This window comes from Clostridium sp. NkU-1, from assembly GCA_001312405.1.
Genome location: BBDR01000021.1, coordinates 24,763 through 41,927, shown reverse-complemented (window position 1 = coordinate 41,927; position 17,165 = coordinate 24,763). Strand labels below are relative to the sequence as shown.

Genomic DNA, 17,165 nt, shown 5'->3' with positions numbered 1-17,165 from the left:
GCAGTTGGAGGGGTAGTATTACTTTTCCAACTGCTTTTTATGCGGTATTCATTTAAGTAAAATTGATTGATGATCCACTTCTCCCTTTGCAGATAAACAAAATCTTTATTTTGCTAAAATTATACCGAAACCTGTCGATATACACTATAACTATATAAATAAAAACAAGGGGTGCAGTTCAAATGGAAAAACAGGAAAAACAGAATTCAATTGCCCTTAGCAAAAGGATGGCAATAGGATTCGGCATAGTAAACATTATAACCGTTCTAATTTTTTTTGATAAGCTTTTTCACCATTTACGGATCCTATTCCGCAGGCAGCGTTTCATCTAAAACCTTTACACTTTTTTTCGGCAGCAATTCTTCTGCTGACCATCATATCCGCTGTTGTAAGCGTAATAATATGCAGGGTCTTAAACAGCAGCATTGTGCGACCTCTTAAAATACTTAACAATATTGCGAGGCAGCTGTCCGTGGGAGACGCAAGCGCAAACGTCCGGTCCTCACAAAGGATGAGGTGGGAGAATTGATGAAATCCTTTAAGGCCATGGTGGAAAACACCAGAGACCAGGCTCAGACCGCCGAGGCAATAGCACGCGGGGACTTAACCGTCCAAGTGAAGATAAATTCGGAAAAGGATGTGCTTGGCATCGCGTTAAGCAGCATCGTAGAGAAAAACAACTGCATCTTGTCTCAAATATGCGATACGTCGGGGCAGGTTCTGAGCGGAGCCGGTCAGATATCGGAAGCAAGCATACGTCTTTCGGAAGGGGCAGGCCATCAGGCAGGCTCCCTTCAGGAATTAGCTGCGGCCGTAACGGAGGTAAAAAAAACCAGATCAGCTTAAGCGCAGATAATGCGGCAATGGCCAGAACTAGTGCCAATGACGTCAGTCGCGGAGCCATGGACGGCAACAGGCACATGGAGGAAATGCTCAGAGCCATGGATGAAATCAATGTGTCCGCTTCAAATATCTCAAAGGTAATAAAGGCGATTGAGGACATTGCTTTCCAGACAAATTTACTGTCATTAAATGCCTCGGTAGAGGCCGCAAGGGCGGGCGAGTACGGAAAGGGCTTTGCGGTTGTGGCAGATGAGGTGCGGAGCCTTGCGGCCCGTTCGGCAAAAGCCGCAAAGGAAACCACAGATATGATAGAAAGCTCTATACAGAAGGCTGAGCATGGAATGAATATTGCAAAGACCACTGCAGATGCTTTTAACAAAATAGTGGGAGGGATAGAGCAGGTCGCTGAATTGGCGGAAAAGATCGCCGGCGCATCGTCAGAGCAAGCTTCCGGCATAGCCCGTATAAACGACGAGATCAGCCAGGTATCCGCTGTGGTGCAGGCAAATTCGGCAGCGTCCGAAGAAAGCACCGCCGCAACTACCCAGCTGTACAAGCAGGCTGAAACGCTGAAGGAAATGGTACAGACCTTCAGGCTGAAAACGCCCTGCTAAAGAGAAGAGGGTGCTGCTCAATAGCGATAACTGCTATTATTGCAACACCCTCTATTAATTTATTCTTTTAAGATAAGGTCCATTGAGCCTACAGAAGAATGATGTTATGCTTCCTGCATTCCTCCCGCATTTCCTTTGGCCAGATGCTTGCCTGGACTTCTCCCACATGGCTCTGTCCAGTAAAAGCATGCAGAGGCGGGATTGTCCGATGCCGCCGCCAATGGTATAGGGCAGTTCTCCATTTAAAAGCATTTTATGGTAAGGCAGGCTTTTCCGGTCTTCGCAGCCAGCCTTTTTTAAGCTGTTTTGCCAGGGATTCTTCATCCACCCGGATTCCCATGCTGGAGATTTCCAGGGCGCAGTTTAAATTCTCAAACCAGAACAGGATGTCCCCGTTTAACTGCCAGTCATCGTAGTCAGGAGCTCTTCCGTCATGGGGCTTTCCGCTTCCAAGCTTGTCCCCGATCTTCATAAGAAAGACGCAGCCGTGCTCCTTTGTGATCAGGTTTTCCCTTTCCTTTGGGGTCTTGTCCGGATATCGGTCCTCCAGCTCCTGGGAAGTGATAAAGGTGATGTCTTCCGGAAGGTGCTTTACGGCCTGTGGGTATTTATACCAGACCTCATGCTGCATGTGCTTGATGATCTTAAAAATATTGCGGACGGTTTCCTTTAAGGTTTCTTCGCTGCGCTCCTCCTTTGTGATGACCTTTTCCCAGTCCCACTGGTCCACGTAACAGGAGTGGAGGTTGTCTAAATCTTCGTCTCTCCGGATGGCGTTCATATTGGTATAAAGGCCTTCGCCGGGCAGAAAGCCGTATTCATGAAGGGCCATACGTTTCCATTTGGCAAGGGAGTGTACGACTTCAATGGCTTCGTCAGGAATGCCGGCGATGTCAAACCGCACAGGGCGCTCCACGCCGTTTAAATCATCATTTAAGCCGCTGCTGTGCTCTACAAACAGAGGGGCTGAGATTCGTTCCAGATTCATTTCCTTACCCAGTTCTTTTTGAAACGTATCCCTAATGTATTTAATGGCCTCCTGTGTCTCCCTGACAGAGAGCTTAGGGGCATAGTTTTCCGGTATGATGAGTTCCATGTAGTATTCCTCCCAAATAAAATGTTTTTATTATGGTATCATTAATATGAAAAACGTGCAACTATTGTTTTATCTTAAGGAACAGAAAGGAAAGCCTTTGACAGCAAGCAAAAAAAGTTGCATGGAAACTTGCCCTGTGATATGATTAATGGAAGTTGGGGCGTGTCTGAAAGGTCAGCGCCCTGGAAGAAAAGAGCAGAATGATATGAAGACAGAACGAATTATAATAGAAGATAAAGAACAACCGGAGGAAGAACTGTTAAAGAAACCTGCGGAAATATTAAGAAATGGCGGCCTGGTGGCGTTTCCTACGGAAACCGTGTACGGGCTGGGGGCCAATGCCTTAAACGAAGAGGCAGCAGGAAAAATATATGCGGCAAAGGGAAGGCCATCGGACAATCCGCTGATCGCCCATATAGCGGATTTTGATGATCTGCCTCCCCTGGTTTCTGTCATACCTGAGGCAGGAAAGCGTTTGATGGAAGCGTTCTGGCCTGGGCCTTTGACCCTGATTTTCCCTAAAAGCGAACTGGTTCCCTATGGAACCACCGGAGGGCTTGACACGGTGGCAGTGCGCATGCCTGCCGACCCGGTGGCTAATGCCCTCATACGTCTGGCAGGAGTGCCGGTGGCCGCGCCAAGTGCCAACACCTCCGGACGGCCCAGTCCTACTACGGCTGACCATGTATGGCAGGATATGAACGGAAAGATTGATATGATCGTAGACGGAGGAGCCGTGGGGATTGGTGTGGAATCCACGATCATCGATGTATCAGGAGGCGAACCTGTGATTTTAAGGCCGGGAGCATTACCCAGGAAATGGCTTTTGCTGTTCTTGGTAAGGAGGTTCCTCTTGACCCTGCCATAGTCTCTGGTCCTATGAAAGCGGATGTGAGGCCCAAGGCCCCTGGAATGAAATACAAGCATTATGCCCCCAAGGCGGAGCTGACTTTGGTGGAGGGAGAAACAGAGAACGTAATACGGACCATAAACCGGCTGGCAGAAGAAAAGCTTTCTAAGGGATTTCGGGTGGGAATCATCTGTACCGAAGAAACGAAAGAGAAGTATCCTGAGGGAATGGTACGAAGCATGGGATTGCGTGCCAGGGAGGAGACCATTGCCCATAACCTTTATGGAGTGCTGAGAGAATTCGATGACCTGGAAGCGGATTTTATTTTTTCCGAAAGCTTCTCCAGAGACCATCTGGGACAGGCTATTATGAACAGGCTGACCAAGGCGGCAGGATACCATATTTTAAATGCAGGCAGGAATGCAGACTGTGTTCATGAGTAAAGAGCGAAGCGGATTGGAAATATCCGCTTTCCCGATTAAGAGGAGGAAATACCCTTTGGGTATCCCTGTATGCCCCAAAAAGCATGGGCAAGAAGGAGGAAAACAAATGGCGGGAAAAAGAGAAGATTATATTACATGGGATGAATACTTTATGGGAGTAGCGGCTCTCTCCGCAAGGCGTTCCAAGGATCCCAGCACCCAGGTAGGAGCCTGTATTGTGAGTCAGGATAATAAGATTTTATCCATGGGCTACAATGGATTTCCCATGGGCTGCTCTGATGATGAATTTCCATGGGACAGGGAAAATGAGCAGGCTGATCCTTATAATGCCAAATATTTCTATTCCACTCACAGTGAATTAAATGCTATCCTTAATTACAGAGGGGGAAGCCTGGAAGGCAGCAAGCTTTATGTAACCCTGTTTCCCTGCAATGAATGTGCCAAAGCTATCATACAGGCCGGAATTAAAACCATTGTATATGGTTCGGACAAGTATGACGGCACCCCGCAGTCAATGCCTCCAAGCGGATGCTCAATGCGGCAGGGGTACGGTATTACCAGTATCAGCCTACCGGAAGAAAGATAGAGATCGAGGTTTGAGATGAAATTTCTATTGGTTGCGCTTAACGCCAAATATATCCATTCCAATCCTGCTATTTACAGTTTAAAGGCTTATACAGAAGCTCATGTAAGAGAAGCGGAATTGGAGGATGGAAGGTTTCAGATCGAAACCCAGGAATACACCATTAACAATCAGCCCGATGAAATCCTGAAGGATATTTTCTTAAGGAAACCGGATGCAGTGGGATTTTCCTGCTATATCTGGAATATTTCCTACGTATTAGAGCTTGTCCGGGACCTTCCGAAGGTTCTCCCTCATGTGGAGATCTGGCTGGGAGGTCCGAGGTGTCTTATGATGCCTCTGAAATCCTTTGCCGGGAACGGTCGGTCTATGGGATCATGATGGGAGAAGGAGAGGAAACCTTTTCTGAAGTGGTGCGGTGCTATCTGGAACGAAGCAGGGAAAGCCTTAATGGCAGGAACCCATCCTTTGAATCCATAGAAGGGACTGCTGTAAGGGCGGAGGAAGGAAATGTGGTCTTAAATCCGCGAAAAACAGTGGTGGATATGAATTCCATTCCCTTCCTATATAATGATTTAAAGAATTTTGAGAATCGCATCATTTATTATGAAAGCAGCCGGGGCTGTCCTTTTTCCTGCAGTTACTGCCTCTCTTCCCTGGATAAGTCTGTGAGGCTGCGGGATAGTTCCCTGGTTTTAAAGGAGCTGGATGTTTTCCTTGAAAACCGGGTTCCCCAGGTGAAGTTTGTGGACCGGACCTTTAACTGCAGCAGAAAGCATACCACGGATATCTGGCGCCATATCATAGAACATGATAACGGGGTGACTAATTTTCATTTTGAGATTTCCGCAGATCTTTTAAACGAAGAGGAACTGGAGCTTATGTCCCGCATGAGGCCGGGACTGATTCAGCTTGAGATCGGAGTCCAGAGCACCAACCGGTCAACCATTACGGAAATCAACAGGACCATGGATTTGAAGCGTTTAAAAGAAAGGGTTGCCAAAATCAACAGCTTTGGAAATATCCATCAGCATCTGGACCTGATCGCCGGACTGCCGGGAGAAGATTACCAAAGCTTCCGTAATTCCTTTAATGAGGTATATGAGATGAAGCCGGAGCAGCTTCAGCTTGGATTCTTAAAGGTGCTGAAAGGCTCCTATCTGTGGGAAAAAGCCGGGGAATATGGAGTGGAGTTTAAACAGAAGGCGCCTTATGAGGTATTGTCAACCAGATGGCTTGACTACGGCGGGATTTTAAAACTGAAGGCTTTGGAGGAAATGCTGGAGGTTTACGGAAACAGCGGACAGTTCCGGACGACCTTAAATGAACTTCATAAGGAATTTGAAACACCTTTTGATATGTTTGAAGCATTGGCTGAATATTATGATAAACGGGGGTACTTAAAGATCAACCATAACCGCATGGCCCGGTATGAGATACTGGAAGAATTCATTTGCGGTCTGGTGCCGGAAAAGCGTTCCATGTACCGGGATCTTCTGGTGTATGATCTTTACCTGAGAGAGAATTTAAAGAGCAGGCCCTTCTTTGCGGCAGACCAGGAGCCTTTTAAGGACCAGGTGAGGGCCTTTTTTTGAATCAGAGGCGGCGGCTTCCGGTATTTAAAGGAAGGATACACAGGTTACGAGGCCAGACAGCTTATAAAGATGGCTCATGTGGAGGTGTTCCGGGACGGAAGGGCAGTTCTTTTTGATTACAAAAAGCGGGATGCCCTGTCTCATAATGCAGCGGCTTATGAAATCGGCATGTGGAGGAAGTAATGGCAAAGAGAGAGACAAAAGCAGAACTTAAGAACCGGGTATTAAAGGTGCTTGAGGCCCTTGACCGGGAATATGGAAGGTCATATGTATGCTATTTAAACCATGAAAATCCATGGCAGCTTTTAATAGCGGTCATTTTAAGTGCCCAGTGCACCGATGCCAGGGTGAACATGGTGACACCGGGTCTGTTTAAGAAATATGATTCCCCAAAGAAATTTGCCCAGGCGGATTTAAAGGAATTGGAGAAAGATATCCATTCTCTTGGTTTTTATCATATGAAAGCAAAAAACATCATATCCTGCTGTCAGGACCTGGTAGAGAAATTCGGGGGTGAAGTTCCGCGGACAATAGAAGAACTGACCTCCCTTGCAGGAGTGGGGCGAAAAACGGCCAATGTTATTCTGGGGAATGTTTATCATGAGCCAGCATTGTAGTGGATACCCATGTAAAGCGGATTTCCAAAAAGCTTGGTTTTGCAAAGGAAGAGGACCCGGAGAAAATCGAATATGAACTGATGAAGGTACTTCCAAAGGAACACTGGATTTTATGGAATATCCAGATCATTACCCTTGGAAGATCCATTTGTGTTGCGAGAAATCCCAAGTGCGGCCAGTGCTTTTTGCAAGAGCTTTGTCCCAGCAGCCAAGTGGAGCCAGGTCAGAAGAGGGAGGCTTAATTTGGTATCATCCTATGTTGCGGTAGATTTGGAAACCACCGGTCTTGACCCAAAGCAGGATAAAATTATTGAAATCGGAGCGGTGAAGGTTGTGGAAGGACAGGAAACAGAGAGCTACGAAACCTTTGTTAATCCATACAGGAAGCTGGAGTTCCGGGTGGTCATGCTTACCGGCATCACTGACCGCCAGCTGGAGACTTCTCCGGGAATCGGAGAGGTGATCGGCGGATTTTTGGAATTTGCCGGAGACTTGCCGGTCCTGGGACATCATGTGATATTTGATTACAGTTTTTTTAAAGCGCGCCGCAATCAATGAGGGCTTTGGTTTTGAACGTCAGGGAATCGATACCCTTAAGCTTGCCAGAAGGTTTATGCCTCCTGATGAGAAAAAAAATTTAACGGCAGCCTGCAGATATTTTGGGATTGTTCAGACCTTAAGCCACCGTGCGTTTGCGGATGCAAAAGCCGCCCATGAGCTGTATCAGGAATTGGCGGAGCGGTATGGCAAGGAATCACCGGAAGCTTTTGACTCACAGGCTTTGATTTATAAGGTGAAAAAGGAACAGCCGGCCTCAAAAAGGCAAAAAGAACACTTGCAGGATTTATTAAAATATCATAAAATAGTTTTATCTGTGCAAACGGAACATTTGTCCAGAAATGAAATATCAAGAATCACGGATAAAATCATAGCACAGTATGGAAGAATATAAGAGAGGTGATACGCATGATTAACTTTAACAATAAAAACAACAGAAAATTTTTATCAGTAGTTTTGATCCTAGTAGTTATTTTATTGATTGCTGCTATGGTGCTTCCTATGATGCTTCAGTTTTTATAAGCGGCCAGGGAGGTGTATTGGCAGCATACAGGCACAGCAGAGCATGAGGAATGAATATGAAAAAGAAAACTTTGTCCATAAGCCTGGCAGCGATTGTAATAGGGTTGGGAATTGGATTTTTTTCTCCCACGTATGCCATGGCTGATACCCTTCCGGATGGGATATATGTGGGAGAATATAATCTGGGAGGTATGACGGAAGAAGAAGCCAGCCAGAAAATACAGAGTCTGGTTAATGAAATGGAAAACCAGAAAATAACATTGATCGTTGACGGACAGCCGGTGGAAACCACTGCAAAAGAGCTGGGCTTCCATTGGAGCAACCCGGAGGCTGTGTCCCAGGCCGCATCTTCCTGGCAGGGAGGCAACCTGATCAAACGATATTTGAATAAAAAGGACATTGAGCAGAATCATGTGATCATCCCTCTGGAAACGGCTCTTGACGACGGAAGCGTGGGGGCTTTTGTTGCAGAGAAATGTGCACAGGCGGTAATGGAGCCCAAGAATGCCACCATTGTCCGTGACAAGGGAGTATTTATTGTGACTCCCTCTGCCATTGGAAGGGCCGTGGATGTGGCGGCTACAAAGCAGGCCCTCGATGCAGCTCTGGCCAATGGACTTGAGGAACCAGTATCAGCTACAGCAGTGGTTTCAGAGGTAAAGCCTGCAATTACCACGGAAGATTTATCCACCATAAAGGATGTGCTTGGAACCTTTTCCACCAGCTTCTCCTCCAGCGGCGCTTCCAGATCCAAGAATCTGCAGGTAGGCGCGGGCAAGATCAACGGCCGTGTGTTGATGCCTGGGGAAACCCTGTCTGGTTATGAATGCATGCATCCATTTACCCTGGCAAACGGCTATGCAACAGCATCAGCCTATGAGAATGGCCAGGTGGTAGACAGCGTAGGCGGAGGAGTCTGCCAGATTGCTACCACCCTTTATAATACAGTGCTCAGAGCAGAGCTGGCGGTCGCCCAGAGACAGAATCACTCCATGGTGGTAGGCTATGTGAAGCCTTCTGAGGATGCGGCCATTGCCGGTACGTATAAGGATATTAAATTTACCAACAATTACAGCACGCCCATTTATGTTGAAGGCTATACTTCCGGAAAAACTCTTACCTTTACCATCTACGGAAAGGAGACCAGGCCTGCAAACAGGACCTTTGAGTTTGTTTCTGAGACCTTAAGCGTGACGGACCCGGGTGCACCAAAGGAAGTCGTGGATCCTGCCATGCCTCCTGGAAGCAGAAAGCAGGTCCAGTCTGCACACAAGGGAATGAAGTCCAGGCTTTGGAAAGTTGTATATGTGGATGGTGTTGAGCAGAGCCGTGAGCTTCTTCATACGGATACCTATAATTCATCAAAGGCTATCGTAAAGGTCGGGCCGGCTGCTCCTGCAGTTGCCATACCGTCTGAGACTCCCGGGGTTCCGGTGGAGACGCCGCCGGTTACGATACCTGCGGAAACAGCCCCGGCAGAGCCTGGGATTCCGGTACCGGAAGGTCCCCAGATAACGGATGATGCTTCATTGGAGGCAGGACCGTGAGCGTAGGCAGGTATATACATGAGACGGATTAAAAGAGAGAATACCGGAATCATAAGGCCCGGCCAGGATCTTGTTATTGCAGGATATGCCGGGCTTTCCGGAACAGTAGAAATCGTAAAGAATAAAAAAGAAGAATTGTATCAATGGTTTTCCAGGGATTATGTAGACCGGATTATGGAATCCGGGAACACTGCTCTGGAAGGAGATTTGGAAAAGTGGAAAAAATTCGGTGCAACTGAATGTGAACCGGCAGGAGAGGGCGGAGTTTTAAAAGCTCTTTGGGATTTATCCGGGGCTTATATGACAGGAATCCGGTTTTCTCTTCTTAAAATTCCGGTGAAACAGGAAACCATCGAGATTTGCGAGCGTTACGGCTTAAACCCATACCGCCTTTTCGGGGCAGGCTGTCTCCTTTTTTCCGCGGATAACGGAGGGGATCTGGTGCACGCCTTAAAGGAGCAGGGAATCCATGCTGCTGTGATCGGGAAAGTCACGGGAGGCATTAAACGGGTCATTGACCATGGGGAAAGCATAGGTTTTCTTGACAGGCCCTCAGAGGATGAGCTTTATAAGGTTTTACCACATAGGTAGGAACGCCCTGCGGGCATACCTCTATGTCCAGAAGGCATGGACAATAATAAGGAACGCCCTGCGGGCATACCTCTATGTCCAAAAAGCATGGACAATAATAAGGAAATCAGGAGGCAGGATATGAGAGAAAAAAATATTGGCAATTATTGAAAAAAACAGCAGGATTGATTTAAAGGATCTGGCGATTCTTTTAGGTGAAAGTGAGACCGCCATTGCCAATGAGATCGCCGAAATGGAAAAAGAACATATCATATGTGGCTACCACACCCTGATTAACTGGGATAATACCAGCGATGAAAAGGTTATGGCGCTGATTGAGGTTAAGGTCACTCCCCAGAGAGGAATGGGATTTGACAAGATCGCGGAGCGTATTTATCAGTACAGTGAGGTAAACGCTGTTTATCTCATGTCCGGTGCCTTTGACTTTACGGTTTTCATAGAAGGAAAGACCATGAGGCAGGTGGCACAGTTTGTATCGGAAAAGCTGTCTCCTATGGAATCGGTACTAAGTACGGCCACCCATTTTGTCTTAAAGAAATACAAAGATCATGGAACCGTTCTTGCTGAAGGGACAACCGATGAAAGGATGTTGATTACGCCGTGAGAAATCCATTGTCAGATCGAATCGTAGAGATTCCGCCTTCCGGAATCCGTAAGTTTTTTGATATTGTAAGTGAAATGAAGGATGCTATTTCCTTAGGTGTTGGAGAACCTGATTTTGATACGCCCTGGCATATCCGGGAAGAGGGTATCTATTCCCTGGAAAAGGGCCGTACCTTTTACACCTCCAATGCAGGCCTGAAAGAATTGAAAAATGAAATATGCAGCTACTTAAGCCGGCGTTTCGCTGCTACATATGATCCGGACCATGAAGTTATGGTAACGGTGGGCGGCAGCGAGGCCATTGATATTGCTCTCCGTGCCATGTTAAGTCCAGGAGATGAAGTGCTGATTCCCCAGCCCTGCTACGTTTCTTACGTTCCCTGTACCATTCTGGCAAACGGTGTTCCGGTGACCATTGATCTGGAGGCAAAGGATCAGTTTAAGCTGACCAAAGAAAAGCTGCTGGAGAAGATCACTCCAAAGACAAAGGTGCTGGTACTTCCGTTCCCCAATAATCCTACGGGGGCGGTAATGAAGGCAGAGGAGCTGGAGGAGATCGCTAAAATCGTAATAGAAAAGGATTTGTTTGTAATATCAGACGAGATTTATGCGGAGCTTACCTATGGAAGTGATCATGTTACCATTGCCGCATTGCCCGGAATGAAGGACAGGACCGTGCTCATTAACGGCTTTTCAAAATCCTACGCCATGACAGGATGGCGTCTTGGCTATGCCGCAGCTCCAAGAATGATTCTGGAGCAGATGTTAAAGATCCATCAGTTTGCCATCATGTGTGCACCGACTACCAGCCAGTATGCTGCGGTAGCAGCCCTGCGGGACGGAGATAAGGATGTTCAGGTGATGAGGGAATCCTATGACCAAAGACGCCGTTATCTGATCCATGCTTTTAAGGAAATGGGAATGGAGTGTTTTGAGCCTCATGGGGCATTTTATACCTTCCCTTCCATCAAACGGTTTGGAATGACCTCTGACGAATTTGCTACCAGGCTCCTTCGGGAAGAAAAGGTGGCTGTGGTGCCGGGGACGGCCTTTGGAGACTGCGGAGAAGGATATCTTCGTATTTCCTATGCATACTCTCTGAAGAACCTTAAGGAAGCCTTGAGCCGTATGGAACGATTTGTCAAGAAACTGGATGGAAAGGCGTAGGGGTATGAATATTGTATTATTGGAACCGGAGATGCCTGCCAATACCGGAAACATCGGCAGGACCTGTGTGGCTACGGGGACGAAGCTGCATCTGATCGAACCACTGGGATTTAAGCTGAATGACAAACTGATTAAACGGGCAGGGCTGGATTACTGGGACAAGCTTGATGTAACGGTATACAGCGACTATCAAGACTTTCTGGACCGGAACCCAGGAGCGAAGATCTACATGGCTACCACAAAGGGACTTCATGTCTATTCTGATGTGGAATATGAACCAGACTGCTTTCTCATGTTTGGAAAGGAGAGCGCCGGGATCCCGGAAGAGATTCTTTTGGAGAATCAGGACCAATGTGTCAGGATCTATGTGGGGAGATATCAGGTCTTTAAATTTATCCAATTCTGTTTCTATTGTGCTGTATGAGGCATTAAAGCAGAACGGATTTGAACGTATGACTATAAAGGGGGAGCTTCATCACCTTCAGTGGAAAGAATAAAAATACCGGTACAGTTTTCGTCTGGACAGACAAGAGAAAACTGTACCGGTATTTTTATTATTGACCATTTTCATTGTTATCAGGAAAATTGCCTGTGTTATGGCGCTCCCGCCTTTGGCAGGCTGAAGATGAACTCCGATCCCACCCCTTCTGTGCTGACCACATCAATATTTTCACCGTGGGACTGGATGATCTCTCTGACAATGGCAAGGCCGAGTCCGGTGCCCTTCTTATCCTTTCCCCTGGATAAGTCTGATTTATAGAACCTGTCCCAGATCTTTTTTTAAGCTTTCCTTTGGGATGCCGATTCCCGTATCCTTAATGGATACAAAGATCTTTTCATACTTTACTGAAGCCTGTATGTAGATGGTGGAATCTGCATGGCTGAATTTTATGGCATTGTCTATCAGATTATAGAGCACCTGCTGGATCTTCCCAAGGTCCGCATAAACCATCTGAATGCTTTCAGAAAAGGTCAGATCAAAGGTGATATTTTTTTCGCTGCATGTTCCTTCAAAAGAAGCGGCTGTATCCTTGATGACTCGGTTAATGTCAAAGCTTGTGCGGTTTAAATACCCCTTACAGTCCAGGGAATCAAGGGTAAGCAGCCCCTGGGTCAGCTTGTTCAGCCGGTCGGTTTCTGAAATGACCCTGTTTAAATATTTCTCATACATCTCCGGCGGTATGGTTCCGTCAAGGATGGCTTCCAGATAGCCCTTAATGGAGGTTAAGGGAGAGCGGAAGTCATGGGAAACGTTGGCAATAAAGGTTTTCTGATATTCCTCCATCTTACCCAGCTCTGCGGACATATAGTTAAGGGTAGCGGCTAGATAGCCCATTTCATCTCTTGTATTCACCTCAATGTGGTGTTCCAGGTTTCCCTGAGCGTATTCATTTGCTCCTGCCGTGATTTTTTTAAGAGGAAAGTAAACATTTTTAGTAAAAACCAGGAGGATGATAAGGGAAAGGCCAAACACCGCTGCTGATGTGATATAACGATGTTCAAAATCCCCTCCCGCTCCATTTTCAAATAGGATAAGGGCAGGTGGATCACTACATAGCCATAGGTGTTATAGTTCCCTGTAATGGGAGCGTGGACGCTGAGGACATCATAGGAGAACTGATGATAATAATCGCCGATGATGTAGGACTTGTTGCCCATGGAGGTAGGGTCAAAATTTTCAATGACATGTCCCTGTTTGTCAGACTGTGCGCTGTCTGACACCACTTTTCCCTGCCGGTCTACGATCCATATCTGTGCATGGAGATAATTGCCTTCTTTAATCAGCTCGGGATAAGAGGAGGTCAGCTTCATGTCCTTGCCCTGATACATGCCGCTGTAGGAGGAAGCGATCTGATTGGCTTCGTCATACAGGGCTTCGGAACGGCGGCCAAGGAGATACTGGTCCGTGATTTCAGAAGAAAAGGTGGCAATGGTCACAAATCCAAGGAGGCCGAACAGCAGATAGCCCAGGATGAATTTATAATAGAGAGAATGTGTCATCTAGCGCTTCACCTCGAATTTGTATCCGATTCCCCAAACAGTTGTCAGGCCCAGCCTGTGTGATCCTTGATCTTTTCCCGGAGCCGTTTGATATGGACATCAACGGTTCTGGTATCACCGATGTATTCATAGCCCCAGATGTGGTCCAATAGCTGCTCCCTTGTAAACACCTGGTTTGGTGAGGAAGCCAGGAAATAAAGAAGCTCCAGCTCCTTGGGCGGCATCTCGATGGAATGGCCCATGTAGATAACGGAATAATTCGTCAGATTGACAATGAGGTCCGGATATTCCACATAGTCTCCCTGGTGGTCCGTATGGAGAACGGCAGGAACGGGAGCTGTCTGGTAACGCCTTAATACGGCCTTTACACGGGCTACCAGTTCCTTGGAATCAAAGGGTTTGATCATATAATCGTCAGCGCCCAGTTCCAGGCCCAGAACCTTGTCAAAGACCTCTCCCTTGGCGGAGAGCATGATAATGGGGACCTGGGAGGAGGAACGCATCTCCCGGCAGACCTGGTAGCCATCCATGCCGGGAAGCATTAAGTCTAAAAGCACCAGGTGGGGACGGAACTCCGGGAATATCCGGAGCGCCTCCTCTCCGTCGCCAACGATTTCTGTTTCATAGCATTCTTTTAATAAATATAGGGAAATCAATTCTGCGATGTTGCTGTCATCGTCTACGATCAATATCCGCTGTTTTTCTGCCATAATGGCCCCTTTCTTAAATTATTTACGCGAAGCAGTAAGCCAGACGATATGCAGGCATATCCATTTGGCTGCTGCCCATAAAATACCTTCCAGCCTGCTGTGAGGTATTTTACTTGAATGTAACAATGGTTACGCCGGAATCCCCTTCGCCAAAGGCGCCAAGCCGGAATTCCTTTACATATTTTAATTTCTTTAAGTGCTTGTGCACTGCATTTTTTTAAGGCTCCAGTTCCCCGTCCATGCACCACCCGCACCTGCGGAAGGTGTGCCAGGTAGGCATCGTCTAAATATTTGTCCAGCTGGGGAATGGCTTCATCGGTGGTCATTCCGATCAAGTTGATCTCCGGAGAGATGGTAAAGGATTTGGATATGCGCGTGGAACTGCTGCCGCTTCCTGATCTCCTGGAACCGCTTGTGGCGGGAGTGGAAACAGACTCCTCGTGGAGCAGCTCTAAATCCGAAAGGTTGACCAGTGAACGGAGAATTCCCATCTGAACATATAAATCACCTTTTGCATTGGGAAGAGAACTGACGGTCCCGTTTAAGTTCATGCTTAAGACCTTAACGCCGTCTCCCAGCTTCAGCTTTTTGGGATCGATCCGCTTTCCAGGCTGTTTTTTCTCTTTTTTCAGGGAAAGGGAGGAATCCACATCCTGAAGCTTGCTTCTTAACCTGCTCCGCTGTTCTTCCAGCTCCTTGTTAACACCTGAATCTGCTGCCAGCTTATTAATGTTACGTATGGTCTGGTCTGCCGTATCCTTGGCATCCCGGAGGATTTTCTGGGCTTCCTCTTTGGCTGCCCGTATCATCTGATCCCGGCGCTCATCAAACCGTTCTTCCTTCTTGGTAAGACGGGCTTTTAACTGTTCTACCTCCTGCTTATAGGAGCGACCTGGATCCGTTCCTTTTCAATGGTGACCCGGTTCTCTTCCAGATGGGTCAAAAGATCCTCAAAGGTTTCATCCTTTGCCTCCAGATGGGTCTTTGCATCCTCAATGATATAATCAGGAAGTCCCAGCTTTTTGGATATGGCAAAGGCGTTGCTCTTACCCGGCACACCGATTAATAAGCGGTAGGTTGGCCTGAGGGTTTCTACGTTAAACTCGCAGCAGGCATTTTCCACGCCCGGCGTTGTGAGGGCAAATATCTTTAGCTCACTGTAATGAGTGGTGGCCATGGTGCGGCATTTCATATTGTGGAGAAATGACAGGATAGAGATGGCAAGGGCCGCTCCTTCCGTTGGATCGGTTCCGGCTCCAAGCTCGTCAAACAGGCAGAGAGAATTGCTGTCTGCCTGGCCCAGGATCTGGACAATGTTGGTCATATGGGCGGAAAAGGTACTTAAGCTCTGCTCAATGCTCTGTTCATCTCCGATATCTGCAAACACTTCATCAAATACTGCAAGCTGGGAACCGTCAAATGCCGGTATATGAAGTCCGGACTGCCCCATAAGGGTGAATAAGCCACTGTTTTTAAGGAAACTGTTTTACCTCCGGTATTGGGTCCGGTTACGATTAACAGGTCAAAGTCCCTGCCCAAATGGATGCTGATGGGGACCACCGTGGCCGGATCAAGAAGGGGATGGCGGCCATCCTTAATGTTTATGATCCTGTCTGTGTTAAATACGGGTTCGCTGGCATTATAATGCTTGGATAAGGCAGCTTTTGCAAAGATAAAATCCAGTTTGGTAAGAATTTCAAAATTTGTTTCCAGTTCCTCAAGATAAGGAGCCAGCTGGTTGCTTAAATCGGCCAGGATCATCTCGATTTCTTTGTGTTCCTGAATTTCCAGGGCCCTTAAGTCATTATTAAGCTTCACGATGGCCATTGGTTCGATAAAGAGTGTGGAACCTGTGGAGGACTGGTCGTGAACCATGCCCGGTACCTGGGATTTATGCTCGGATTTCACCGGGAGGCAGTAACGTCCATCTCTCATGGTGATCACCGCGTCCTGAAGATAGGTCCGGTTGGAATTTAATATGGAGTTTAACTGGGTGTGGATCTTATCGTTAATGGAACGCATGGAGCGCCTTACATGATGAAGTCCCGGGCTGGCGTCATCGCTGACCTCCTCTTCGGAGAGGATGCAGCGTTTGATTTCCGTGTTGACCGGGGTTAATGGTTCCAGCATCCGGAAAGATTCCTCCAGTGAGTCTTCCGGCAGTTCTGAGTCCTCGTGGCGTCCGTAAGCTTTGACCCGGGCTGAGGCGGTAAGAAGGGAGCTGATGGAAAGAATCTCCACGATTCCCAGGGAGCTTCCCACGTCCAGGCGTTTTATGGAAGGCCGGATGTCTTTAATGCCTCCAAAAGAGATGCCGCCTTTCTGGCGCACTCTTGTTGCGGCATCGGTTGTTTCGCTCTGGGCTCTTACGATCTCATGGAAGTCCGTTGACGGGACCAGGTTCCGGCACAGTTCTTTGCCGGAATCACTGGAAGCGTATTCCGTAAGCTGTGCAATGATTTTATGATATTCTAAAGTTTTTAATGCTTTCTGATTCATATATTATTCCTTGTTTTTCTGCTTTCTCTGCATTGTGGTCCGGTAATGATGGTATCTGTTACAGTATAGCATATCGTAACCGATGGCTGCAATCAAATAAAGAACAAAGATGAAATGCCTGAATTAAAAATTTAAATTCCGCACCCCCTTTACTCAAAGATGAAATCAAAATTCCAATTTCCATTTCAGAAAGGATACTTATGAATAAAGTTATATTAAGGTAGGAGATACAATCTTCGGTGGCAGGTCCCTAATATAATTTTTGTACATAATAATTAGGTAAGCAGGAGAATTAAGAATGATAACTTTAATAAATTACCGTAATT

12 protein-coding genes and 8 pseudogenes are annotated in these 17,165 nt (G+C 47.1%); 14 read left to right on the top strand and 6 right to left on the bottom strand.

Going from position 1 to position 17,165, the window contains the following annotated elements:
• Window positions 1–495 precede the first annotated feature (495 nt).
• Window positions 496–846: pseudogene (locus JCM10519_RS21910) on the top strand (methyl-accepting chemotaxis protein); the annotation flags it as partial.
• A 17-nt stretch (window positions 847–863) separates the two neighbouring features.
• A complete protein-coding gene (locus JCM10519_RS21905; RefSeq protein WP_054741839.1) occupies window positions 864–1,457 on the top strand; it encodes a methyl-accepting chemotaxis protein in 594 nt (197 codons plus the stop codon).
• Window positions 1,458–1,545: 88 nt separating this feature from the next.
• Here JCM10519_RS21905 and asnA read toward each other — a convergent pair.
• A pseudogene (asnA, locus tag JCM10519_RS21900) lies at window positions 1,546–2,553 on the bottom strand (aspartate--ammonia ligase).
• Between the two features lie 205 nt (window positions 2,554–2,758).
• On the opposite strand from asnA, the pseudogene JCM10519_RS21895 reads away from it, so the two are divergent.
• From JCM10519_RS21895 to JCM10519_RS21850, 12 genes and pseudogenes are all read left to right on the top strand, one after another.
• A pseudogene (locus JCM10519_RS21895) lies at window positions 2,759–3,846 on the top strand (L-threonylcarbamoyladenylate synthase).
• Between the two features lie 106 nt (window positions 3,847–3,952).
• Window positions 3,953–4,446 (top strand): annotated as a pseudogene (locus JCM10519_RS21890) (dCMP deaminase family protein).
• A 1-nt stretch (window position 4,447) separates the two neighbouring features.
• Window positions 4,448–4,810, top strand: coding sequence for a cobalamin B12-binding domain-containing protein (locus JCM10519_RS32895; protein ID WP_347845114.1), 363 nt, complete (start codon window positions 4,448–4,450; stop codon window positions 4,808–4,810).
• Complete coding sequence (locus tag JCM10519_RS21885; protein WP_347845113.1) at window positions 4,753–6,024, top strand: DUF4080 domain-containing protein; 1,272 nt, start codon at window positions 4,753–4,755, stop codon at window positions 6,022–6,024. The genes JCM10519_RS32895 and JCM10519_RS21885 overlap by 58 nt, the downstream gene beginning before the upstream one ends.
• A gap of 182 nt (window positions 6,025–6,206) precedes the next feature.
• Window positions 6,207–6,883 (top strand): annotated as a pseudogene (nth, locus tag JCM10519_RS21880) (endonuclease III).
• 1 nt (window position 6,884) lies between these two features.
• Window positions 6,885–7,199, top strand: a complete 315-nt coding sequence (locus tag JCM10519_RS32890) for a 3'-5' exonuclease (protein WP_347845112.1) — start codon at window positions 6,885–6,887, stop codon at window positions 7,197–7,199.
• Window positions 7,162–7,593: a hypothetical protein gene (locus JCM10519_RS32885; RefSeq protein ID WP_347845111.1), complete on the top strand. Its 432-nt coding sequence runs from the start codon at window positions 7,162–7,164 to the stop codon at window positions 7,591–7,593. Before JCM10519_RS32890 ends, JCM10519_RS32885 begins: the two co-directional genes overlap by 38 nt.
• A gap of 184 nt (window positions 7,594–7,777) precedes the next feature.
• Window positions 7,778–9,268, top strand: coding sequence for a VanW family protein (locus JCM10519_RS21870; protein ID WP_054741885.1), 1,491 nt, complete (start codon window positions 7,778–7,780; stop codon window positions 9,266–9,268).
• Window positions 9,269–9,286: 18 nt separating this feature from the next.
• Entirely contained in the window at window positions 9,287–9,859 is a 573-nt protein-coding gene (locus JCM10519_RS21865; RefSeq protein ID WP_054741837.1) for an AIR synthase-related protein, read from the top strand.
• A 136-nt stretch (window positions 9,860–9,995) separates the two neighbouring features.
• A complete protein-coding gene (locus JCM10519_RS21860; RefSeq protein ID WP_347845110.1) occupies window positions 9,996–10,463 on the top strand; it encodes an Lrp/AsnC family transcriptional regulator in 468 nt (155 codons plus the stop codon).
• Entirely contained in the window at window positions 10,460–11,629 is a 1,170-nt protein-coding gene (locus JCM10519_RS21855) for an aminotransferase class I/II-fold pyridoxal phosphate-dependent enzyme (protein WP_054741832.1), read from the top strand. Before JCM10519_RS21860 ends, JCM10519_RS21855 begins: the two co-directional genes overlap by 4 nt.
• A 4-nt stretch (window positions 11,630–11,633) precedes the next feature.
• A pseudogene (locus tag JCM10519_RS21850) lies at window positions 11,634–12,126 on the top strand (tRNA (cytidine(34)-2'-O)-methyltransferase).
• Window positions 12,127–12,223: 97 nt separating this feature from the next.
• Here JCM10519_RS21850 and JCM10519_RS32880 read toward each other — a convergent pair.
• The 5 genes and pseudogenes from JCM10519_RS32880 to JCM10519_RS21835 all read right to left on the bottom strand — a co-directional run bounded on the left by JCM10519_RS32880 (window position 12,224) and on the right by JCM10519_RS21835 (window position 16,839).
• Complete coding sequence (locus JCM10519_RS32880; protein WP_347845139.1) at window positions 12,224–12,403, bottom strand: HAMP domain-containing sensor histidine kinase; 180 nt, start codon at window positions 12,401–12,403, stop codon at window positions 12,224–12,226.
• Entirely contained in the window at window positions 12,384–12,989 is a 606-nt protein-coding gene (locus tag JCM10519_RS32875) for a HAMP domain-containing sensor histidine kinase (protein WP_347845138.1), read from the bottom strand. The genes JCM10519_RS32880 and JCM10519_RS32875 overlap by 20 nt, the downstream gene beginning before the upstream one ends.
• Complete coding sequence (locus JCM10519_RS32870; protein ID WP_347845109.1) at window positions 12,980–13,630, bottom strand: hypothetical protein; 651 nt, start codon at window positions 13,628–13,630, stop codon at window positions 12,980–12,982. Before JCM10519_RS32870 ends, JCM10519_RS32875 begins: the two co-directional genes overlap by 10 nt.
• A pseudogene (locus JCM10519_RS21840) lies at window positions 13,631–14,340 on the bottom strand (response regulator transcription factor).
• Window positions 14,341–14,449: 109 nt separating this feature from the next.
• Window positions 14,450–16,839 (bottom strand): annotated as a pseudogene (locus tag JCM10519_RS21835) (endonuclease MutS2).
• Window positions 16,840–17,165 lie beyond the last annotated feature (326 nt).